The organism is Rhodococcus sp. G6(2025) (assembly GCF_058628105.1).
Genome location: NZ_CP179750.1, coordinates 7206909 through 7225611, shown reverse-complemented (window position 1 = coordinate 7225611; position 18703 = coordinate 7206909). Strand labels below are relative to the sequence as shown.

14 protein-coding genes and 1 pseudogene are annotated in these 18703 nt (G+C 67.4%); 10 read left to right on the top strand and 5 right to left on the bottom strand.

Annotated elements, in window-relative coordinates:
• Positions 1–56 precede the first annotated feature (56 nt).
• Positions 57–1700, top strand: a pseudogene (locus ACLIVD_RS33435) (glycoside hydrolase family 3 C-terminal domain-containing protein); the annotation flags it as partial.
• A 13-nt stretch (positions 1701–1713) separates the two neighbouring features.
• On the opposite strand, the gene ACLIVD_RS33430 reads toward ACLIVD_RS33435, so the two are convergent.
• On the bottom strand, positions 1714–2871 hold the full coding sequence (locus ACLIVD_RS33430) for an IS30 family transposase (RefSeq protein WP_491931411.1): 1158 nt from the start codon (positions 2869–2871) through the stop codon (positions 1714–1716).
• A 22-nt stretch (positions 2872–2893) separates the two neighbouring features.
• Between ACLIVD_RS33430 and ACLIVD_RS33425 the strand changes: the two genes are divergently transcribed.
• Positions 2894–3562 carry a fibronectin type III-like domain-contianing protein gene (locus tag ACLIVD_RS33425; RefSeq protein ID WP_491931410.1) on the top strand — a complete coding sequence of 223 codons (669 nt, stop codon included), beginning with the start codon at positions 2894–2896 and terminating at the stop codon, positions 3560–3562.
• Positions 3563–3569: 7 nt separating this feature from the next.
• Here the strand turns inward: ACLIVD_RS33425 and ACLIVD_RS33420 are convergent, their stop codons facing one another.
• Together ACLIVD_RS33420 and ACLIVD_RS33415 are read right to left on the bottom strand one after the other, a co-directional pair.
• Entirely contained in the window at positions 3570–4211 is a 642-nt protein-coding gene (locus tag ACLIVD_RS33420) for a GntR family transcriptional regulator (protein ID WP_477952266.1), read from the bottom strand.
• A 151-nt stretch (positions 4212–4362) separates the two neighbouring features.
• The gene (locus ACLIVD_RS33415) at positions 4363–5724 is read right to left on the bottom strand and encodes a dicarboxylate/amino acid:cation symporter (protein WP_105418692.1); all 1362 of its coding nucleotides are present in this window, start codon (positions 5722–5724) and stop codon (positions 4363–4365) included.
• 117 nt (positions 5725–5841) lie between these two features.
• On the opposite strand from ACLIVD_RS33415, the gene ACLIVD_RS33410 reads away from it, so the two are divergent.
• Together ACLIVD_RS33410 and ACLIVD_RS33405 are read left to right on the top strand one after the other, a co-directional pair.
• Positions 5842–7290 (top strand): aspartate ammonia-lyase, encoded by a 1449-nt coding sequence (locus ACLIVD_RS33410; protein WP_491932951.1) that lies wholly within the window; start codon positions 5842–5844, stop codon positions 7288–7290.
• Between the two features lie 86 nt (positions 7291–7376).
• The gene (locus ACLIVD_RS33405) at positions 7377–8216 is read left to right on the top strand and encodes an HpcH/HpaI aldolase/citrate lyase family protein (RefSeq protein WP_317568649.1); all 840 of its coding nucleotides are present in this window, start codon (positions 7377–7379) and stop codon (positions 8214–8216) included.
• 18 nt (positions 8217–8234) lie between these two features.
• Here ACLIVD_RS33405 and ACLIVD_RS33400 read toward each other — a convergent pair whose 3' ends face one another.
• Entirely contained in the window at positions 8235–9125 is an 891-nt protein-coding gene (locus ACLIVD_RS33400) for a LysR family transcriptional regulator (protein ID WP_477952271.1), read from the bottom strand.
• A gap of 136 nt (positions 9126–9261) precedes the next feature.
• Here ACLIVD_RS33400 and ACLIVD_RS33395 point away from each other — a divergent pair, with 136 nt between their 5' ends.
• From ACLIVD_RS33395 to ACLIVD_RS33385, 3 genes are read left to right on the top strand one after another with little or no spacing between them, the layout of a single operon-like run.
• Positions 9262–10629 carry an MFS transporter gene (locus tag ACLIVD_RS33395; protein ID WP_491931409.1) on the top strand — a complete coding sequence of 456 codons (1368 nt, stop codon included), beginning with the start codon at positions 9262–9264 and terminating at the stop codon, positions 10627–10629.
• Entirely contained in the window at positions 10626–12341 is a 1716-nt protein-coding gene (locus tag ACLIVD_RS33390) for an acyl-CoA dehydrogenase family protein (RefSeq protein WP_283332233.1), read from the top strand. Before ACLIVD_RS33395 ends, ACLIVD_RS33390 begins: the two co-directional genes overlap by 4 nt.
• The gene (locus tag ACLIVD_RS33385; RefSeq protein ID WP_477952275.1) at positions 12338–13519 is read left to right on the top strand and encodes a CaiB/BaiF CoA transferase family protein; all 1182 of its coding nucleotides are present in this window, start codon (positions 12338–12340) and stop codon (positions 13517–13519) included. Before ACLIVD_RS33390 ends, ACLIVD_RS33385 begins: the two co-directional genes overlap by 4 nt.
• Positions 13520–13525: 6 nt before the next feature.
• Here ACLIVD_RS33385 and ACLIVD_RS33380 read toward each other — a convergent pair whose 3' ends face one another.
• Positions 13526–14221, bottom strand: coding sequence for a FadR/GntR family transcriptional regulator (locus ACLIVD_RS33380; RefSeq protein ID WP_283332231.1), 696 nt, complete (start codon positions 14219–14221; stop codon positions 13526–13528).
• 196 nt (positions 14222–14417) lie between these two features.
• Here ACLIVD_RS33380 and ACLIVD_RS33375 point away from each other — a divergent pair, with 196 nt between their 5' ends.
• The 3 genes from ACLIVD_RS33375 to ACLIVD_RS33365 all read left to right on the top strand — a co-directional run bounded on the left by ACLIVD_RS33375 (position 14418) and on the right by ACLIVD_RS33365 (position 18654).
• A complete protein-coding gene (locus ACLIVD_RS33375) occupies positions 14418–15782 on the top strand; it encodes an SLC13 family permease (protein ID WP_283351201.1) in 1365 nt (454 codons plus the stop codon).
• A 167-nt stretch (positions 15783–15949) separates the two neighbouring features.
• Positions 15950–17146: a CaiB/BaiF CoA transferase family protein gene (locus tag ACLIVD_RS33370; RefSeq protein ID WP_491931408.1), complete on the top strand. Its 1197-nt coding sequence runs from the start codon at positions 15950–15952 to the stop codon at positions 17144–17146.
• The gene (locus ACLIVD_RS33365; protein WP_418341177.1) at positions 17146–18654 is read left to right on the top strand and encodes a carboxyl transferase domain-containing protein; all 1509 of its coding nucleotides are present in this window, start codon (positions 17146–17148) and stop codon (positions 18652–18654) included. The genes ACLIVD_RS33370 and ACLIVD_RS33365 overlap by 1 nt, the downstream gene beginning before the upstream one ends.
• The last annotated feature ends 49 nt before the right edge of the window (positions 18655–18703 follow it).

Below are 18703 nucleotides of genomic sequence, written 5' to 3'. Positions count from 1 at the left end.
TCGACGGTCCCCCCGATACGATGCTCCCGACCCCGGCCGCCACGGAGAGAGGGACCATGGACACTCGTTCGTCCGCATCCGCCGAACTCACCACCGAAGAGAAGGCCTCGCTCACCAGCGGTGAGAACTTCTGGGAGACAAAGGCGCTCGACCGGGTGGGTGTCCCCTCGATCTATCTCACCGACGGCCCACACGGAGTGCGGAAGCAGACCGGCGGCGGCGACCACCTCGGCATCGGCGACAGCGTGCCCGCGACGTGCTTCCCACCGGCGGTCGCGCTGGGTTCGACCTGGGACCCGGACCTGCTCGAGGCGGTCGGTCGGGCCCTCGGTGACGAGGCGAAATCCGAGGGCGTCGGGGTCCTGCTGGGGCCGGGTATCAACATCAAGCGTTCACCGCTCTGCGGCCGCAACTTCGAGTACCTGTCCGAAGACCCGATTCTGAGCGGCCGACTCGGTGCCGCCCTCGTCGACGGACTGCAGGGACGGGGGGTCGGCGCGTCGCTGAAGCATTTCGCCGCCAACAACCAGGAGACCGACCGGCTCCGGGTGAGCGCCGACATCGACGCGCGGCCCCTGCACGAGATCTACCTGCGCGGGTTCCGGCACGTGGTCGAGCACGCGGCTCCGTGGACGGTGATGTGCTCGTACAACCGCATCAACGGCGTCTACGCGTCGGAGAACCGGTGGCTACTCACCGACGTCCTCCGCGGCGAATGGGGTTTCGACGGGCTCGTCGTCTCCGACTGGGGTGCCGTGTCGAATCGGGTTGCCGCGCTCTCCGCCGGGCTCGATCTCGAGATGCCGTCGACGAACGGGGTCACCGACGCCCAGATCGTCGCCGCGGTCGAGTCCGGTGCCCTCGCGCAGTCCGCACTCGACACTGCGGCGGAAAGGGTGCTCGCGCTGGTCGAGAAGGTGCGGTCGAACCTCGATCCCTCCGCCGACTACGACCGCGACGCCCACCACGCCCTCGCCCGCGATGTCGCCGGCCGCAGTGTCGTGTTGCTGAAGAACGACGGAATCCTTCCGCTCGATCCCACAGCGAACACGACGATCGCCGTGATCGGCGAGTTCGCACGCACTCCGCGCTACCAGGGTGCGGGCAGTTCGCAGATCGTCCCGACCCGCCTCGACAACGCTCTCGACGAGATTCGGGCGCTCGCCGCCGGCCCCGAGATCACGTTCGCGCCCGGATACTCACTCGATGAATCCGTCAGCGCGGCAAATACACTGGTCGACGAGGCGGTGTCGATTGCCGCCTCCGCCGATGTCGCCGTTGTGTTCCTCGGGCTCCCCGCGGAGGACGAGTCGGAGGGATTCGACCGGGAACACCTCGAACTGCCCGCGGCGCAGACCGAACTGCTCGACGCGGTGCTCGCGGCCAACCCGCGCGTCGTCGTCGTGCTGTCCAACGGCAGCGTCGTGCGAGTGTCGGGTTGGGCCGGGCGAGTCCCCGCGATCGTGGAGGGCTGGCTCCTCGGTCAGGCCGGTGGGGGAGCCGTCGCCGACGTGCTCTTCGGGGTGGTCAACCCGTCGGGCCGGCTGGCCGAGACGATTCCCGTTCGACTCGAGGACACCCCGGCGTACCTCGACTTCCCGGGCGAGGCGGGCCACGTGCGGTACGGGGAAGGCCTGTTCGTCGGCTACCGGTATCACGACAGCCGGGACGTGGCGGTGAGTTTCCCTTTTGGGCATGGGCGGATTCTGGCGGTCATCGCAACAGCAGTCGGTCCATCTCTTCGATGGGTGTGCGAAAGTCTAGCCGTTTCCGGGGGCGCTTATTGAGTTGCCGTGAGACCCGTTCCAGGTCCGCTTTCGAGTGCACACTCAGGTCCGAGCCTTTGGGGAAGTACTGACGGAGAATGCCGTTCGTATTCTCGTTGGTCCCGCGCTGCCATGGTGAGTGTGGATCACAGAAGTAGATGTCGATGCCGGTGGCCGCGCTGACGCTCTTCCAGTCCCGCATCTCCGAACCCTGGTCCCACGTCAGGGTCCGGCGCAGGTTCGCGGGCAGCGTCTCGAGCTGTTCGGTCAAAGCGGGCGCGGTGTGCTCGGGCTTGTATCCGTCGGGCAGATGAACGAGCATGACGGTGCCGGTCGAGCGTTCGACGAGCGTGCCGATCGCGCTCAGATTCCGTTTTCCTATAATGAGATCACCCTCCCAATGTCCCGGTACTGCACGGTCTTTCACGTCTTTCGGGCGGTCCGCGATGTTGGCCATGTCGGGGATCCGGTTCTTGCGTTGGCCGGCTTTCCGGCTGGGTCGGCGCAGCCCACGTCCGGTACGCAGCAATCGGGTGAGGGTGTGTTCTAGTCCGCCGCGTGAGGGTTGGTAGAGCGATTGGTAGATGGTCTCGGTGCTCACCCGCATCTGTGGATCGTCGGGGAAATCGAGTCGGAGTCGGCCCGCGATCTGCTCGGGTGAATGGCGCTCGGTCAGGGATTTCTCCACCATCTCGCGCAGCGACGGATGGGTGGCGAGCTTGGACGGTTTGGGCCGCGAGGCCCGGTGGTAGGCGGCTGCGTGCGCCGATCTGGCTCGGTACCGCCCGGAGGGCTCGCGGTTGCGGGCGATCTCGCGTGAGATCGTCGAGGGACTCCGGTTCAGGGCTTTCGCGATGTCACGAAGGGTGTGACCTGCGGTGATGCCGATGGCGATCTCTTCACGTTCGGCGAACGTCAAACACCGGCCCTTGAGGTTGCGGCCACGTCTGGGGCGCACCCCACCGCATGCCGCGAGCCATCGAGCGCCCTGTTTGCGATACGAGCCGGCCGCCTCGGCCGCGTCCGTGATGAACTCACCCGCGGTCATCCCCGCCCAGAACGTTTGAAAGATCTCCGGAACCATCCGATGAGAATATTTGGCCATGTGCAACACCCTTTGATCAGTGGTGTTGCGATCACCGCACGAACCCAAGCATGGCCTTTCGTACACCAGCTTCGACTATTCCGCCCCCGCCGCGACGCGGACCGCCGCCGGACTCGAGGTTGCGCTGACGGTCACGAACACCGGGCCCCGGGACGGACGTGAGGTGGTCCAGGTGTACGTCGGCGTCCCCGGTTCGGCAGTGGCCAGGCCGGTGCGCGAGCTGAAAGGTTTCGCGAACGTCGACATCGCGGCCGGTGCGAGCGAATCCGTCCGGATCCCGATTCCGTTCGAGGACCTGGCGTACTTCGATGCGGCGCTGTCGCGGTGGGTCGTCGAAGGCGGCGACTACCGGGTGTGGGTCGGCGCCTCGTCGCGGGACCTGCGCGGGGAGGTGGTCGTGACGGTCGAGGGTGACGCACCCCTTCCGGTGCTCACGGCGGAGTCCACGATCGGTGAATGGCTGGCGCATCCGGTGGGGAGCGAGATCCTCGGGGAGGCGCTGGCGCAGACCGCCGGGTCGGGCGTGTTCGACGACCCGTCACTGCTGCGCATGGCCGCCTCGATGCCGCTGAACCGCGTCGCGGCATTCCCCGGCAGTCCGATCGGCACCGAGCAGTTGGATGCCTTGGTCCGGCGCGCCGAACGGCCGCCGCGGGTGATGACCGATCATGCCCGCGGCGGCCGTTCGTAGCGGCAGGTTACGAGGTGGACTCGTCGATGTCGAAGAGTTCGCCGATGAGGCCGCCGAGGAACCGTCGGTGTTGCGACGATATTTCGGCGGCCGCCGCTTCGTCCCGGGCCGCGCACAGTGTGATCAGGTTGTCGTGGTGCTCGATGGCGTCCTGCCAGCCGCGGAGGCTGGAGAACTTGCGATAGTAGATCCGGTGGATCTGCGGGTGCACCTGGTGCATGAGGCGCTTGAGCAGTGGGTTGCCGGCGGCGTCGACGATGACGCCGTGGAGAGTGTCGTCCGCAGCGAGGGCGGCACCGATGTTGTCGGTCTTGATCGCCTGCGCGAGGTCGTCGTTGGCGGTGCGCATCACGTCGATCATGTCGTCGGTGAGGTTGGGCACCCCCGTTTTCACGGCCAGTTGATCCAGGACCTCCATCACCGCCAGCGTTGCCTCGACATCGGCCCGGTTCAGCGGGGTGATCCGGGTGAAGGCGGCGGGTTTGGCCTCGACGAGTCCGGTGTCGATCAGCCGGGTCAGAGCCTCGCGCACCGGGGTGCGGCTCAGGCCCAGATGTTCGGCCAGCTCGCTGTCCTTGACCTTGGATCCGGGCGCGAGCTCACCGGTGACGATCGCGTCGCAGATCCGCTCGAACGCGACGTCGCTCATGCGGGGGCGCTCCACCGGATTATCACGCAACATACTGGATACTGTACTCTGCACGCCGCACGCTCCCGGGGGCCGCGTGGGTGAGTGCCTGGCGCCTTGTCGTGACGATACCGAGTGCGTCTTCGTCGACTGTCCATTGTCCGGGCCCCCGCTACCCATCCGCGTTGTGTCGCCCGGCGAGGACCTTGTCGCCGAGTTCGTCGCCCGGCGTTGCGGCGGACCGGCCGGCCTTCGCCTCGGCTTTCTCCTCGGACTTGTCGATCACTGATGCGGCGAGGGAGTTTCCGACGACGTTGACCGCGGTGCGGGCCATGTCGGCGATGAAGTCCACTCCGAGCAGGAGCGCGACGGCTTCGGCGGGCAGGCCGATGGTGTTACCTGCGGCGATGAGCACCACGATCGAGGCGGAGGCAACGCCGGCCATGCCCTTGGACAAGATGACCAGGACGCCGACCATCAGCAGCAGGGTGGGGATCGAGGTGTCGATGCCGTAGGCGTTGGCGAGGAAGACCAGGGCGACAGCCTGGTAGAGAACGGAGCCGTCGGTGTTGAACGAGTAGCCGAGCGGCACGACGAACGAGGTCGTCGAGCGGCTGACGCCGAGCCCCTCGAGCTTGAGCAGTAGCGGCGCGAGCACTGCCTCGGAGCTACGGGTGACGAACGCGAGGCCGACCAGATTTCCGATGGCCTTGAGCATGGTGACGTACTCGACGCGGAAGATCGCGGCGATGATCGGAAAGATGACGCCGAGGATGATCGCCATACCGACGTAGACGACGGCGAGGAAGCCGAGCAGGCTCGACAGGTTCCCGAACCCGTAGTGCGCGACGTCGTAGCTGATGAAGCCCAGGACCCCGAGGGGCGCGAGGCGAATGACGTAACCGACCACCTTGAACATCGCGCTGGCGAGTGAGTCGAGTACGGACGTCATCGGCTTCGACTGCTCACCGATCGCGGCGAGTGCGACGCCGACGAACCCGGCGAACACGATCACTGCCAGCAGGTTCCCCTCCGCGAAGGCGGCGAAGACGTTCTTGGGAACAGCGTGCAGGAGTAGTTCGTGGAAGTCGATTCCCTGCTCGAGGGTCTCGACGGACGCACCGTCGGCGCCGGCGACGGGGGCGCCGGAACCGATGTCGAGCAGCTTCGCAAGCGCGACGGCCATCAGCAGGATGATCGTGGTGACGACCTCGAAATACAGGATCGCCTTGGCGGCCATGCGCCCGACCTTCTTCGCCGAATCCATGCGCGCGATGCCGAGCACGATGAGCGGGAAGACCAAGGGGACGACGATCATCTGAACAAGGTTGAGGAACACGTCGCCGGCCAGTTTGAGTTGCTCGCCGACGGCGGGGGCGAACGTGCCGATGAGTGCGCCGACGCCGACGGCGATCAGTGACTGCACGCCGATCGGCAGCTTCCAGAACTTCCACCACCTGCGTGGGGTGCGAGACGCGTCGGCGTCCTCGGGTGCTGTCGCGGAGTCAGCGGGGATGGCTCGGGTTGTCGTCATTCAGCAGCTCCAATATATTGGATGTGGTGTACTGTTCGACAACAGTGATCGACGTCATAGTCCCTGTCAAGTAGAACGGCGAGTTGGGTGTTGGTGGAAAAGTTGAGCGACAGCGATGTGCGGATCGAGCACGATTCGATCGGAGATCTGGCGGTACCGGCGGGGGCGTACTACGGCGTCCACACCGCCAGGGCGATGGACAATTTCGCGATCACCGGGTCTGCCATCGGTCAGTACCCGGCGCTGGTCGCGGCGTTGGCGACCGTGAAACAAGCTGCCTGCCTGGCGAACCGGGACCTGGGTCTCCTCGATGCCCGGCGGGCCGATGCGATCGTGGCCGCGTGCACGGAGATTCGCGCCGGGGCACTGCTCGACCAGTTTCCGATCGATCCGATCCAGGGCGGGGCGGGCACCTCGTCGAACATGAACGTCAACGAGGTCATCGCGAACCGCGCACTCGAGATCCTCGGATTCGGGCGCGGCGCCTACACCGAACTCGACCCCCTCGCTCACGTGAACCTGGGTCAGTCCACCAACGATGTCTACCCGACCGCGATCAAGCTCGCGCTGGTCGAGCACCTCCGAATGTTGATCGCGTCGCTCGGTCGGCTCGCGGAGTCGTTCGAGCGCAAATCGATCGAATTCGACGACATCGTCAAAATGGGTCGCACTCAGTTGCAGGACGCGGTACCGATGACCCTCGGGCAGGAGTTCGCCGCCTACTCGATCATGCTGAACGAGGACTGCGCCCGGCTCTCCGAGGGAGCGCTTCTGCTGCTGGAATCGAACCTCGGCGGCACCGCCATCGGCACGGGGATCAACGGACATCCCGAGTACTCCGCGCTCGCCTGCAACTACTTGCGCGAGCTGACCGGTGAACCGGTCGTCCCGGCCGGCAATCTGATCGAGGCAACCCAGGACTGCGGAGCATTCGTGCAGGTCTCCGGAATCCTCAAACGTGTCGCCGTGAAACTGTCCAAGACGTGCAACGATCTGCGGCTCACCTCCTCCGGGCCGACCGCCGGACTCGGTGAGATCAATCTGCCTCCGGCCCAAGCCGGTTCGTCGATCATGCCCGGCAAGGTCAACCCGGTCATCCCCGAAATGGTGAACCAGGTCGCGTTCGAGGTGATCGGCAACGATCTGACGGTCACGATGGCCGCCGAGGGTGGGCAACTCCAGCTCAACGCGTTCGAACCCGTGATCGTCTACAGCCTGCTGCGCTCGACGACGCACCTGGCCGCGGCATCGGACACCCTGGCGGTGAAGTGCGTCGACGGGATCACCGCCAACCGCGACCACCTCGAACGGGGTGTTCGGCGCTCGATCGGCATCGTCACCGCGCTCTCGCCGTTCATCGGCTATGCCGCCAGCGCGGACATCGCCAAGAGGGCCCTGGCGACCGGCGCCTACGTCGGCGACCTCGCCGTCGACGATGGTCTGCTCACTCGCGCGCAGGTCGATGACATCCTGTCTCCCCGGCGACTCGCCGGCCTGCTCACCGCGCCCACCGTGGACAGCGAATTCTCCGCACTCGACCATCTCACCGGTGTCGCCGCGCACTGATCGACGCTTCACAACCAGCACCTCGAATACAGGACAGCGCAGTCCTCGCCCGAGTAGAAGTCACATCGAGAGGAAACGAGAATCGGATGACCCTCACATCGTCGGCACAAGCCGCCATAGTCCCCGCGACACATGCGCGCTCCTGGCTCCTGGTCGCGGGCTCACGTCCGGACGAGTTCGCCGCAGCCACGAACTCGGCGGCTGACGCGGTGATCTTCGACCTCGAGGACGGTGTTGTTCCGTCCTCGAAAACACAAGCCCGCGAGGATGTTGCGCGTTTTCTGGCCGGTGGGGGTACCGGGTGGGTGCGCATCAACGACGTCACCACCGCGGACTGGACCGCTGATCTGGATGCGATCCGGGGGCTCCCGGGACTGAGTGGCGTGATGCTCGCCAAGGCCGAATCCGCGGACCACATCGATCGCACGGCTGCCGAGCTGCCCGGCATCCCGATCCTCGCCCTGGTCGAATCGGCGCGTGGCGTCGAATTCGCTTTCGACATCGCCTCGGCCGATGCCACGACCCGAATTGCATTCGGCACCGGCGACTTCCGCCGCGACACCAATGCGGGAGCCGACCCCGACGCGCTGGCCTACGCGCGGGGACGGCTCGTCGTCGCCAGTCGGGCGGCCGACCTCCCCGGTCCCATCGACGGCCCCTGCCTGACAGGCGAACCCGATCTGTCCGAGGCATTGGCCGTCACCAGGTCGATGGGCATGACCGGCAAGCTCTGCATGCATGTCGGCCACACACCGATCGTCAATCGCGAACTGTCCCCGCTACAGAGCGATGTGGCCTGGGCTGCCGAGGTCATCGCACACCTCGGCGCGCAGGGTGAGAACATCGCCGACGGCAGCGATCGCCCGAAGCTCGCGCGTGCCCTGCGAATCACCCACCTGGCCGACGTCTTCTCGGTGTCGGCCTGAGCTTCCCCCGTGCAGCGGCTACCCGACCTCCCCGATAACGTCGCGCAGAACCCGCGTGACCGTCTGCACCGCAGGTGAGGGATTGGAGTCCTGCCAGGCCATGGCGATGGGGAGGGTGGGGGCGTCGCCGGCGATGGGCAGGTATTCGACGCCGTCCATCGTGAGGTGCGCGGTCGAATCCACCACGACGGCCACGCCGACACCGGCGCCGACCATTGCGAGCAGGCTGTACGGGTCAGGCGCCTCGTGCGCGACGACGGGGGCGAATCCTGCTGCTGCACACAGGGCGAGCGTGGCGTCGCGGACCACGGAACCGTGTTCGGCGGGGTAGATCACGAACCGTTCGCTCGCCAGTTCCTGCGGCACGACGGCGCCCGCGTCGACGAGACGGTGCCCGGCCGGGACCGCGACCATCAGTGCCTCTACACGCACGGTGTGGGTGGCGAAGCCCCGCGGGATCGGCAACCCCACGATGCCCATGTCCAGGGTTCCGCGGGTGAGGGCGTCGAGCACCTCACCGGAGTACATCTGCGGGCGTAGGTCCAGTTCGATGCCGGGGTAGGCGTCGGCGAGGGAGCGGGCGAGAACGGACAGCACCGTGTAGCCGCCCGCGCCGCCGAAGCCGACGGTGACGCGGCCGGTCTCCCCGGCTGCCGCCGCCTGCGCGATGCCCTTCACGATCCCGACCTGCGCCTCGATGGTCCGGGCCGGACCCACCAGCGCCTCGCCGGCGGCCGTGAGCCGCACGGAGCGGGTGGTGCGGACGAACAGATCGGTTCCCAGTTCCCGTTCGAGGGCCCGCACGGTCTGGCTGAGCGGGGACTGCGCCACGTGGAGACGCTCGGCGGCCCGCCCGAAATGCAGTTCTTCCGCGACCGCGAGAAACGCGTGCAGGTGACGGAGCTCCACGACCCCTCCTCGAGACTATGTGTCTGAATCACCTAAACAAGCTGAATTAAGTCTTGGACTCTACACGGAATCCCGACCATAGTGATGCACACCACCTCTGCGTCGGCGTGACGCCCCACGAAAGTCAGGGAGAACCGTGAACCCGAATCCCGGCCGCGACGCGGCACCACCCGAATACAGCACCAAGCAGGCCCGCAAGGCCGGTGTCACCGCGTTCGTCGGCACCACCATCGAGTGGTTCGATTTCTACATCTACGGCACCGCCTCCGCACTCGTGCTGGGCCGGTTGTTCTTCCCCGACGCCTCGCCCGCGGTGGGCACCCTCGCCGCCTTCGCGACGTTCGCGATCGGCTTCGTGGCCCGCCCGCTCGGCGGGATCGTGTTCGGTCACTTCGGCGACAAGTTCGGCCGCAAGAACGCCGTGATCATCACGCTGATCCTGATGGGGATCGGAACGGTCGGCGTCGGCTGCCTCCCCACCTACTCGCAGATCGGGATCTGGGCGCCCATCCTCCTCGTCGCGCTCCGCGTGGTCCAGGGCATCGCGATGGGCGGTGAGTGGGGTGGCGCCGTGCTCATCGCCACCGAATTCGCGCCACCGAACAAGAAGGTGCTGTATGGCGCATTCGCGCAGCAGGGATCGCCCGTCGGCAATCTGCTCGCGACCCTCGCGTTCCTGGCGCTGACATTGTTGTCGGACAGCGTGTTCGAGTCCTGGGGCTGGCGTCTGCCGTTCCTCGCGTCCGCCGCGCTCGTCGTCGTCGCGCTGTATATCCGGCTGCGGATCTCGGAGACGCCGGAGATGAAGAAGGCCGTCGTCGCCCAGGAGCGCACCCGGATGCCGCTCGTGGAGGTACTGCGCTCGCACCCGGTCGAACTCGCCCTCGGCGTGGGGGCCGTGGTCGCGGGTGTCGCCATCACCTACGTGAAGACCACGTTCGCACTCGCGTGGGCCACCGCCGACCTCGGATTCGACCGCGGGGACTTCCTGCTCGTGATCACGATCGCGCTCGTCGCGCAGGTACTCGTGCAGCCGTTCGGCGCCGTGCTGGCCACGAAAATCGATCCGTCGCGGGCGATCCGGTGGATGCTGCTGCCCGAACTCGTGTTGCTGCCGTTGATGTTCCTCCTCGTGCAGACCGGGTCGGTGCCCCTGGCCATGCTCGGCATGGTGCTGGCCACCGCGCCGCACGCGATGTACTACGCCGCCCTCGCCGGCATCCTCGCCCAGGTCTTCCCGACCAACGTCCGCTACACCGGAATCTCGCTGTCGTATCAGCTGTCGACGGCGATCTTCGCCGGAACCGCCCCGGTGCTCTGCCAGTTCCTGCTCACCCACACCGACTCGATCTGGCCGGTGGTCGCCCTCGGACTCGGTTACGTCGTGCTCTCGCTCGCCTGCATGACGCTGCTGCTCCGCCGCGGGAAAGCCCGCTCGGACCGGGCCGACGCCGAGCCCCGCCCCGGACACACCTCGACCCGGAAAGATGCTGCCCACTCATGAATTTCGCTCACACCGATCCCGCCCTACGCGCCGTCGTCGACCGGTGGACCGCACCGTCGGACCGCGACAAGTTGAACACCCTGCTCGACCGGCTGGGCGCCGACGCCGGCGACCGACTCGACGCCCTCGCCGCCACCGCCGACAAGAATCCGCCGGTGCTGCAGCAGTTCGACCGTGACGGCGAACGCATCGACCGGATCGCGTACCACCCCTCCTACCAGGAACTGTGCCGAGCCGCCTACAGCGAATACGGACTGTCGGCACTGTCGCACCGCGGCGGCCTGCACGGCTGGGACGACGTCCCACCGCACCTGGTGAAGTACCTCGCGTCGTACGTGTTCGTGCAGGCCGAGTTCGGGCTGGCGTGCCCGGTGTCGATGACGGATGCCGCCGCCCGCACGCTGCGCATGTTCGGCGACCCGGACGTGTTCGGACCGTGGATCGACGCACTGACGTCGACGGACCCCGACGGCGCGATGACCGGTGCGATGTTCATGACCGAACCGCAGGCCGGCACCGACATCGCCCGCACGGAGACCCGGGCCGAGCGTGACGGCGACGCGTGGCGGCTGACCGGGAAGAAGTGGTTCGCGTCCAATCCCGACGCCGACGTCATCGTGACCCTCGCCCGGTTCCCCGGCGGCGACGACCAGTCCACCCGCGGCGTCGGAATGTTCATGGTGCCCAAGGTTTTGGCGAACGGCGACCGCAACAGTTACACGATCGACAGGCTGAAGGACAAGCTCGGCACCCGCTCGATGCCCAGCGGTGAAGTGTCGCTGGCCGGTGCGTACGCCCTTCAGGTGGGCGAACTCGACCGCGGGTTCCGGCAGATGGCCGAGATGGTGAACACGTCGCGGCTGTCGAACGCGATGCGGTCGAGTGCGCTGATGCGACGAGCCGTGCGGGACGCAGTCGACCACACCCGGGAGCGGGTCGTGTTCGGCAAGGCCCTGTTCGACCAGCCCCTGATGCGGGCAACCCTGCTGCCGCTCGCCCTCGACGCCGAGGCGGCGCTCGCCCTGGTGGCGTACAGCGCGCAGTGTCTGCAGGCGGCGGACGCCGGCGACGACTCCGCGCGTGCCCTGATCCGGGTCCTCACCCCGCTCGCGAAGCATTACATCTGCAAGCGGGCGCGCGTGGTCACCGGCGAGGCCATGGAGGTGCGGGGCGGCAACGGTTACATCGAGGAATGGGCCCACGCGCGCCTGGTCCGCGACGCCCACCTGGGGTCGATCTGGGAAGGGTCGAGCAACGTCATCGCCCTGGACGTGCTGCGGTGCATGCGCAAGCTCGGTGCGCATCGCCGGCTGGCGGACACGATGCGCGGCATCCTCGCCGGACTCGGACCCGACTGCGGCACCGGCGCCGATGTTCTCCGCCGACGCTGGGACGACCTGGTCGAGGAAGGCGATCTGCTGGTCGCCGGAGACGACGACACCGCGCAGGCCGGATGCGCGCGCTACGCGAACGAGTTGGCCCGCGCGGCGATGGCCACTCTGCTCTACGACCTCGCCGACTTCGCGATCACCTCGGGCAGCGGCTACCGGTCGCTGCTCGTCGCGAACGCCTACCTGTCCGGCGACACCGGACATCTCCCGGGGGCTGCCCTCGACCACCTCGCTGCCGTCGTCGACGACACCGATGTCACCGCCGATGCCGCGCAGACCGCCGCACCCCGATCCGACTCTGCGACAGGAGTTCTCCTGTGAACACCACCCACACCGGCCCGGCGCCCCTCGCGGGTGTGCGGGTGCTGGACCTCTCGAAGATCCTCGCGGGACCGTACGCCACCATGTCGCTCGCGGACCTCGGCGCCGACGTCACGAAGGTCGAACACCCCGACGGCGGCGACCCGACACGGTCGTGGGGTCCGCCGTTCGTCGGCCCCGACGCCACGTACTACCTCGCGATCAACCGGGGCAAGAAGTCGGTGACCGTCGACCTCAAATCGGAAGAGGGACAGGACGTCATCCATCGCATCCTGGAGGAGACCGACGTCGTCGTCGAGAACTTCAAGCCCGGCAGCGGATTGCAGCGAATCTTCGACTACCGGACGCTGTCCGAGCGGTACCCGCATCTGGTCGTGCTGCACATCTCCGCGTTCGGCGAGGACGGTCCGCTGCGCGACGAACCGGGTTACGACATGATCGCGCAGGCCGCAGGCGGGCTGATGTCTCTCACCGGTGAGCCGGGCGGGGCGCCGATGAAGGCAGGATTCGCGATGGGTGATCTGGGGGCGGCACTCTTCGGTCTGATCGGAGTGCTTGCTGCCCTGGTGGAGCGGTCGCGGACCGGCCGAGGGCAGTACGTGACGACGTCACTGTTCGAATGCCAGCTCGCCCTGCACGTGAACTGGGCGACCAATTACTTCGCGACCGGCGAGCGTCCCGGCGCGCTGGGCTCCGGTCATCCCAATCTCGCTCCGTACCAAGCATTTCCCGCGAGCGACGGATACTTCGTCCTCGCGGTGGGCAACGACACTCAGTGGGGGAGCCTGTGCTCCGCGATCGCACGCGAAGACCTGACGACAGACCCGCGATTCGAGCGCAACCGTGACCGCGTCGCGAATCGCTCCGATCTCGAGCGGGAACTGTCGACGGCCTTCGCGTCGGGAACCGTGGAGCACTGGTGCGACACACTCGCCGCTCACGCCGTGCCCGTGTCACCGATCCGGCACCTCGACGAGATCTACGCCGACCCGCACACTGCGGCACTCGGGATGATCGGCACGGTCGACCACCCGACGCTGGGCAGCCTGCAGCAGATCGCGTTCCCGGTCAGTTTCGCAGGCGAGCGCCCGCGTCTGACGTCCGCGCCGCCGGTACTCGGCGCCGACACCGACGAGATCCTCGGTGCCCACCGGCCGCAGTCGGTGGTCGGCGGGTAGACCCGGTTATCCGCCCTCGCGCAGCAGCGCGACGTCGGACACCATCCGGATGTGATCGGCCATCGCACGGGAAGCGCCCGCGGAGTCCTGGTCTCGAATCGCCGTCGCGATGCGGCGGTGCCCTTCGAGCGAGGCCCGCGGGCGTTCTGCTTGGGACAGGGATTCGATCCGGGTCTCCCGGATCAGCCCGGAAATCTCGTGCATCAGCTTGGCCAGCAGTGACGAGTGCGCCGCGACGGTGATGGCCTCGTGGAACTGTTCGTCGCCGACGACGCCGCGATCGCCGGCGGCGATCTCGGCTTCCATCGTCGCGAGGGCGGCATCGATCGCCGCCATTTCCGCGTCGGTCCGGCGCTCGGCGGCGAGCCCGGCAAGCTTCACCTCGAGTGCCTCGCGGGCCTCGATCACCTCGGGGAGACGATCGGCGTGTTCGCGCAGCGCCTTGACGGCTCGTTCCTCGATGGGGCGGCGGACGAGCACGGCACCGTCCCCGTGCCGCACCGACACCACACCCTGTACCTCGAGGGCGACGAGCGCCTGACTCAGGGAAGCGCGACTCACGCCCAGTTGAGCGGCGAGTTCACGCTCGGCGGGGAGTCGGTCGCCCGGCGTCATCTCGTGGTCGGCGATATGGGCGCAGAGCTGTTCGACGATCACCTCGTACAGCCGCGGTCGTGCTACCGGACGCAGTTGCTCAGCCACTGGGCCACCCACTCTCCATTCCACTGAAACTACTCCACGGTATCTCGCACAGGCATGTAACCGCATCCACAGTTCCTATTGACAGTGATCCACGACACTGCTTTTATGAAGTGGCTAGGCCAATCTGCCACTGAGTCAATTTGCTCGCCGGCGGCGGTCGAGACCAGATGCCACTGCCACAGAACCGGAGACTTTCATGTCGACCGAGTTGATCCCCATACTTGCGCTCGCTGTCATGTTCCTGGCGGCGACCGTGCTGCCCGTGAACATGGGCGCTCTCGGCTTCGTTGCCGCCTTCTTCGTCGGAACCCTGTCACTGCACATGAGCAGCGACGACATCATCGCCGGATTCCCCAGCAGCCTGTTCCTGACGCTGGTCGGCATCACCTACCTCTTCGCGATCGCCCAGAACAACGGGACCGTCGACCTCATGGTCCGCGGGGCGGTCCGGCTGGTCCGCGGTCGTGTCGCGCTGATCCCCTGGGTGATGTTCGGGATCACGGCGGTACTCACCTCGATCGGCGCGCTCGGCCCTGCCGCCGTCGCGATCGTCGCGCCGATCGCTCTCGGCTTCGCCGCCCGCTACAAGATCAACGCCCTCCTGATGGGCATGATGGTCGTCCACGGAGCGCAGGCAGGCGGCTTCTCGCCGATCAGCATCTACGGCGTCACGGTCAACGACATCGCGTCCAAGGCGGGATTGACCAACAGCCCGCTCACCCTGTTCCTCGGAAGCCTCCTGTTCAACGCCGCTATCGGGGTGCTCCTGTTCGTCTTCCTGGGCGGTCGGGACCTGATCGGGCGCAGCGTGCACGACGACGGCGCCGAGAACACCGAAGGAACTGGTGCCGGTGGCTCGGGCGGAGGAGTGCCCGCGACCGGAGGTGGCTCGGGGTCCGGAGGGGCCACCGCGACCAAGGTGCGCCCGACGGCGACCCTCGCGGGCGCACCCGCACGCCCCGGAGTCACATTCGATCAGGCCCTCACTCTGGTCGGTCTCGCCGCGCTCGCGGTGTTCTCGCTGATCCTCGACCTGGACGTGGGGTTCATCTCGATGACGGTGGCCGTCGTCCTGGCGCTCGCCTCGCCTAAGGCGCAGAAGGGTGCGATCGCTCAGATCAGCTGGTCGACGGTTCTGCTCATCGGCGGCGTGCTCACCTTCGTGGGGGTCCTGCAGGAGGCGGGCACCGTCGAGTACGTCGGAAACGCGGTGGCCAGCCTGGGGATGCCTCTTCTCGTCGCTCTTCTGCTCTGCTACATCGGGGCCATCGTCTCCGCATTCGCGTCGTCCACGGCGATTCTGGGAGCGACCATTCCGCTCGCCGTCCCCTTCCTCCTCGCCGGCGAGGTGGGCGCGGTGGGCGTCATCGTCGCGCTTGCCATCTCCTCGACCATCGTGGACGTAAGCCCGTTCTCGACCAACGGAGCGCTGGTCCTCGCGAACGCACAGAATGTCGATCGAGACCGTTTCTACAAGCAGATCCTGAAGTACAGCGCCCTCGTCGTGGCCATCGGGCCACTCGTGGCCTGGGCGATTCTCGTGGTGCCCGGCTGGCTCTGACGGCCGGCGGGGAGGCGACCGGCCCGCCTCCCCGCGTCGTTGAATCGACTTTTCACCTCTTGACATCGGCCGAATCAGATGTTTCATTTAATTGGCTAGTCCACTAGGTCACTGCACCAACAGTCCAGCTCTCGCGGCTCTCGCCAGGAAGTAACGGGTGGTTTCACATGTCCACGAACACGATGGAGCGCACAGGTCCGCTGCAAGGAGTGGTCGTCGTCGATCTGACCCGCGCACTCGCGGGCCCCCACGCGGCGATGATGCTCGGCGACCTCGGCGCCGACGTCATCAAGATCGAGACCCCGCACGGCGGCGACGACACCCGCGGATGGGGGCCGCCCTTCGTGAACCCTGCTGACGCCAAGCGGGAATCGACGTACTTCCTGTCCGCGAATCGGAACAAGAAGTCGATCACCCTCGACCTCAAGGCCGAAGACGGACGGGCCACCCTCGAATCCCTCGTCCGGCGCGCCGACGTCCTCATGGAGAACTTCCGCACCGGCGTCCTCGACCGGTTGGGATTCACCACCGAACGGCTCGCGGAGCTGAACCCGCGCCTGGTCGTCCTGTCCATCAGCGGTTTCGGTCACGACGGACCCGAAGGCGGACGCGCGGGGTACGACCAGATCGCGCAGGGCGAGGCCGGACTGATGTCGCTGACCGGCCCCAATCCCGACGACGTCCAGCGCGTCGGCGTGCCGATCGCGGACCTGCTCGCCGGCATGTACGGGGCGTTCGGCGTCGTCGCCGCCCTGCAGGAACGTGAGCGCACCGGACGGGGCCGCGTCGTACGAACGTCGTTGCTGGCCAGCGTCGTCGGCGTGCACGCCTTCCAAGGGACGAAGTGGACCGTCGCCGGCGAGGTCGGTGAGGCGCAGGGCAACCACCATCCGTCGATCTCGCCCTACGGGCTGTTCCGCACCGCCGACGGCGCCGTCCAGATCTCGGTCGGCAGCGAAGGACTGTGGAAGCGGTTCTGCGCGGGCTTCCACCTCGATCCGGAAACCCCCGGAATGGCCACGAATCCCGAACGCGTCGAGAACCACAAGCAGGTCCTGGAACTGGTCGAGGACGCGTTCGGCGCGTACACCAGCGACGAACTTCTCGTCGAACTCGACCGCATCGGAGTGCCCGCGGGACGCGTCCGGACGATCTCCGAAGTCTACGAATGGGAGCAGACCAAGTCGCAGGGACTGCTCGTCGACGTCGACCACCGCACACTCGGCAACATCACGCTGCCCGGCCCGCCCCTGCGGTTCTTCGAACCGGACGGCACCGAGGTCACCGAGACCCGGCACACCGCACCACCGGTCCTCGGCGCGGACAACGACACCGTGATGTCGTGGCTGAAAGAGTGCAGCTGATGGCTCGCCTGACCGCTCCCGAACTGCTCGACCTCGTAGTCGACGCCGGCACGTGGGAGTCCTGGGACACGCCCCCGATCCAGGTCGCGGCGGACTCCGAGTACGCCGACGAACTTCTTCGCGCACAGGAGAAGACCGGCCTCGACGAGGCGGTGCTGACCGGAGTGGCCACCATCCGCGGCCGCCGAACGGCAATCCTCGTCTGCGAATTCGGCTTTCTCGGCGGCTCCATCGGAGTGGCCGCAGGCGAGCGTCTCGTCGCCGCGATCCGACGCGCCACGCGCGAACGCCTTCCGCTGCTCGCCCTGCCCACGTCCGGTGGCACGCGAATGCAGGAGGGAACGACCGCGTTCCTGCAGATGGTCAAGATCACGGCGGCGGTGATCAAGCACAAGGAGGCGCACCTGCCGTACCTCGTCTACCTGCGAAGCCCCACGACTGGCGGTGTCTTCGCATCCTGGGGGTCGCTGGGGCACGTCACCATCGCTGAACCGGGAGCGCTCGTCGGCTTCCTCGGACCGCGCGTGTTCGAGGCGCTGTACGAGTCGCCGTTCCCGGCGGGCGTCCAGACCGCCGAGAACCTGCACGCGCACGGACTCATCGACGCGGTGCGGCCGCCGGATCAGCTCGCCGAGATCGTCGACCGCGCGCTGCGCATCATCACCTCCGGCCGTGGTGGCCGGCCGTCGCTCGCGGACGCCCCCGTCCACGAGAGTCTGCCGGACGTCCCCGCCTGGGATTCGGTGGTCGCCTCGCGCCGCGAGGACCGGCCGGGGGTGCGGGAGGTGATGTTCCACTCCGCGTCGGATGTTCTTCCGCTCAACGGAACCGGTCAGGGTGAGGTCGATCCGGGCTTGATCCTCGCCCTCGTCCGGTTCGGTGATATGCCGTGCGTCCTGCTCGGCCAGGACCGTCGAGGGCAGACCACGCGGTCGCCGCTCGGCCCGGGCGCTCTGCGGGAAGCCCGCCGGGGAATGCGGCTGGCGGCGGAACTGAACCTGCCGTTGGTGACGGTCATCGACACCGCGGGCGCGGCATTGTCGAAGGAGGCGGAGGAAGGCGGTCTGGCCGGTGAGATCGCGCGCTGCATCGCCGACATGGTCTCGCTCGACGTCCCCACCATCTCCCTACTGCTCGGGCAGGGCACCGGCGGCGGCGCGCTCGCGTTGATCCCGGCCGACCGGGTGCTCGCGGCCCAGCACGGCTGGCTCTCACCCCTGCCACCCGAAGGTGCGAGCGCGATCCTGCACCACGACATCGCGCACGCTCCGGACATGGCCGCCCGGCAGGGAATCCGGTCGTCCGATCTCCTCGCGAGCGGCATCGTGGACGAGGTGATCCCCGAATTCCCGGACGCGGCAGACGAATCCACGGCGTTCTGCACCCGGGTGGGTGCGGTACTCCACCGCGAACTGTCGCTCCTCGATGCGGCAGACACCACCCAGCGACTCTCCGACCGTGCGGAGCGATTCGACCGGATCGGTCTGTTGCAGCCCGCACATGCGTGACCGCGGTGCCGGGGATCCCGATCGGATCCCCGGCACCGCGTCCATTCAC

Coding starts and splice junctions, on each gene's coding strand:
- ACLIVD_RS33415 (WP_105418692.1), bottom strand. CDS start 5,724: ATGACGACAACCCGAGCCATCCCCGCTGACTCCGCGACAGCACCCGAG.
- ACLIVD_RS33420 (WP_477952266.1), bottom strand. CDS start 4,211: ATGAGCGACGTCGCGTTCGAGCGGATCTGCGACGCGATCGTCACCGGT.
- ACLIVD_RS33430 (WP_491931411.1), bottom strand. CDS start 2,871: ATGGCCAAATATTCTCATCGGATGGTTCCGGAGATCTTTCAAACGTTC.
- ACLIVD_RS33390 (WP_283332233.1), top strand. CDS start 10,626: ATGAATTTCGCTCACACCGATCCCGCCCTACGCGCCGTCGTCGACCGG.
- ACLIVD_RS33365 (WP_418341177.1), top strand. CDS start 17,146: ATGGCTCGCCTGACCGCTCCCGAACTGCTCGACCTCGTAGTCGACGCC.
- ACLIVD_RS33375 (WP_283351201.1), top strand. CDS start 14,418: ATGTCGACCGAGTTGATCCCCATACTTGCGCTCGCTGTCATGTTCCTG.
- ACLIVD_RS33405 (WP_317568649.1), top strand. CDS start 7,377: ATGACCCTCACATCGTCGGCACAAGCCGCCATAGTCCCCGCGACACAT.
- ACLIVD_RS33370 (WP_491931408.1), top strand. CDS start 15,950: ATGTCCACGAACACGATGGAGCGCACAGGTCCGCTGCAAGGAGTGGTC.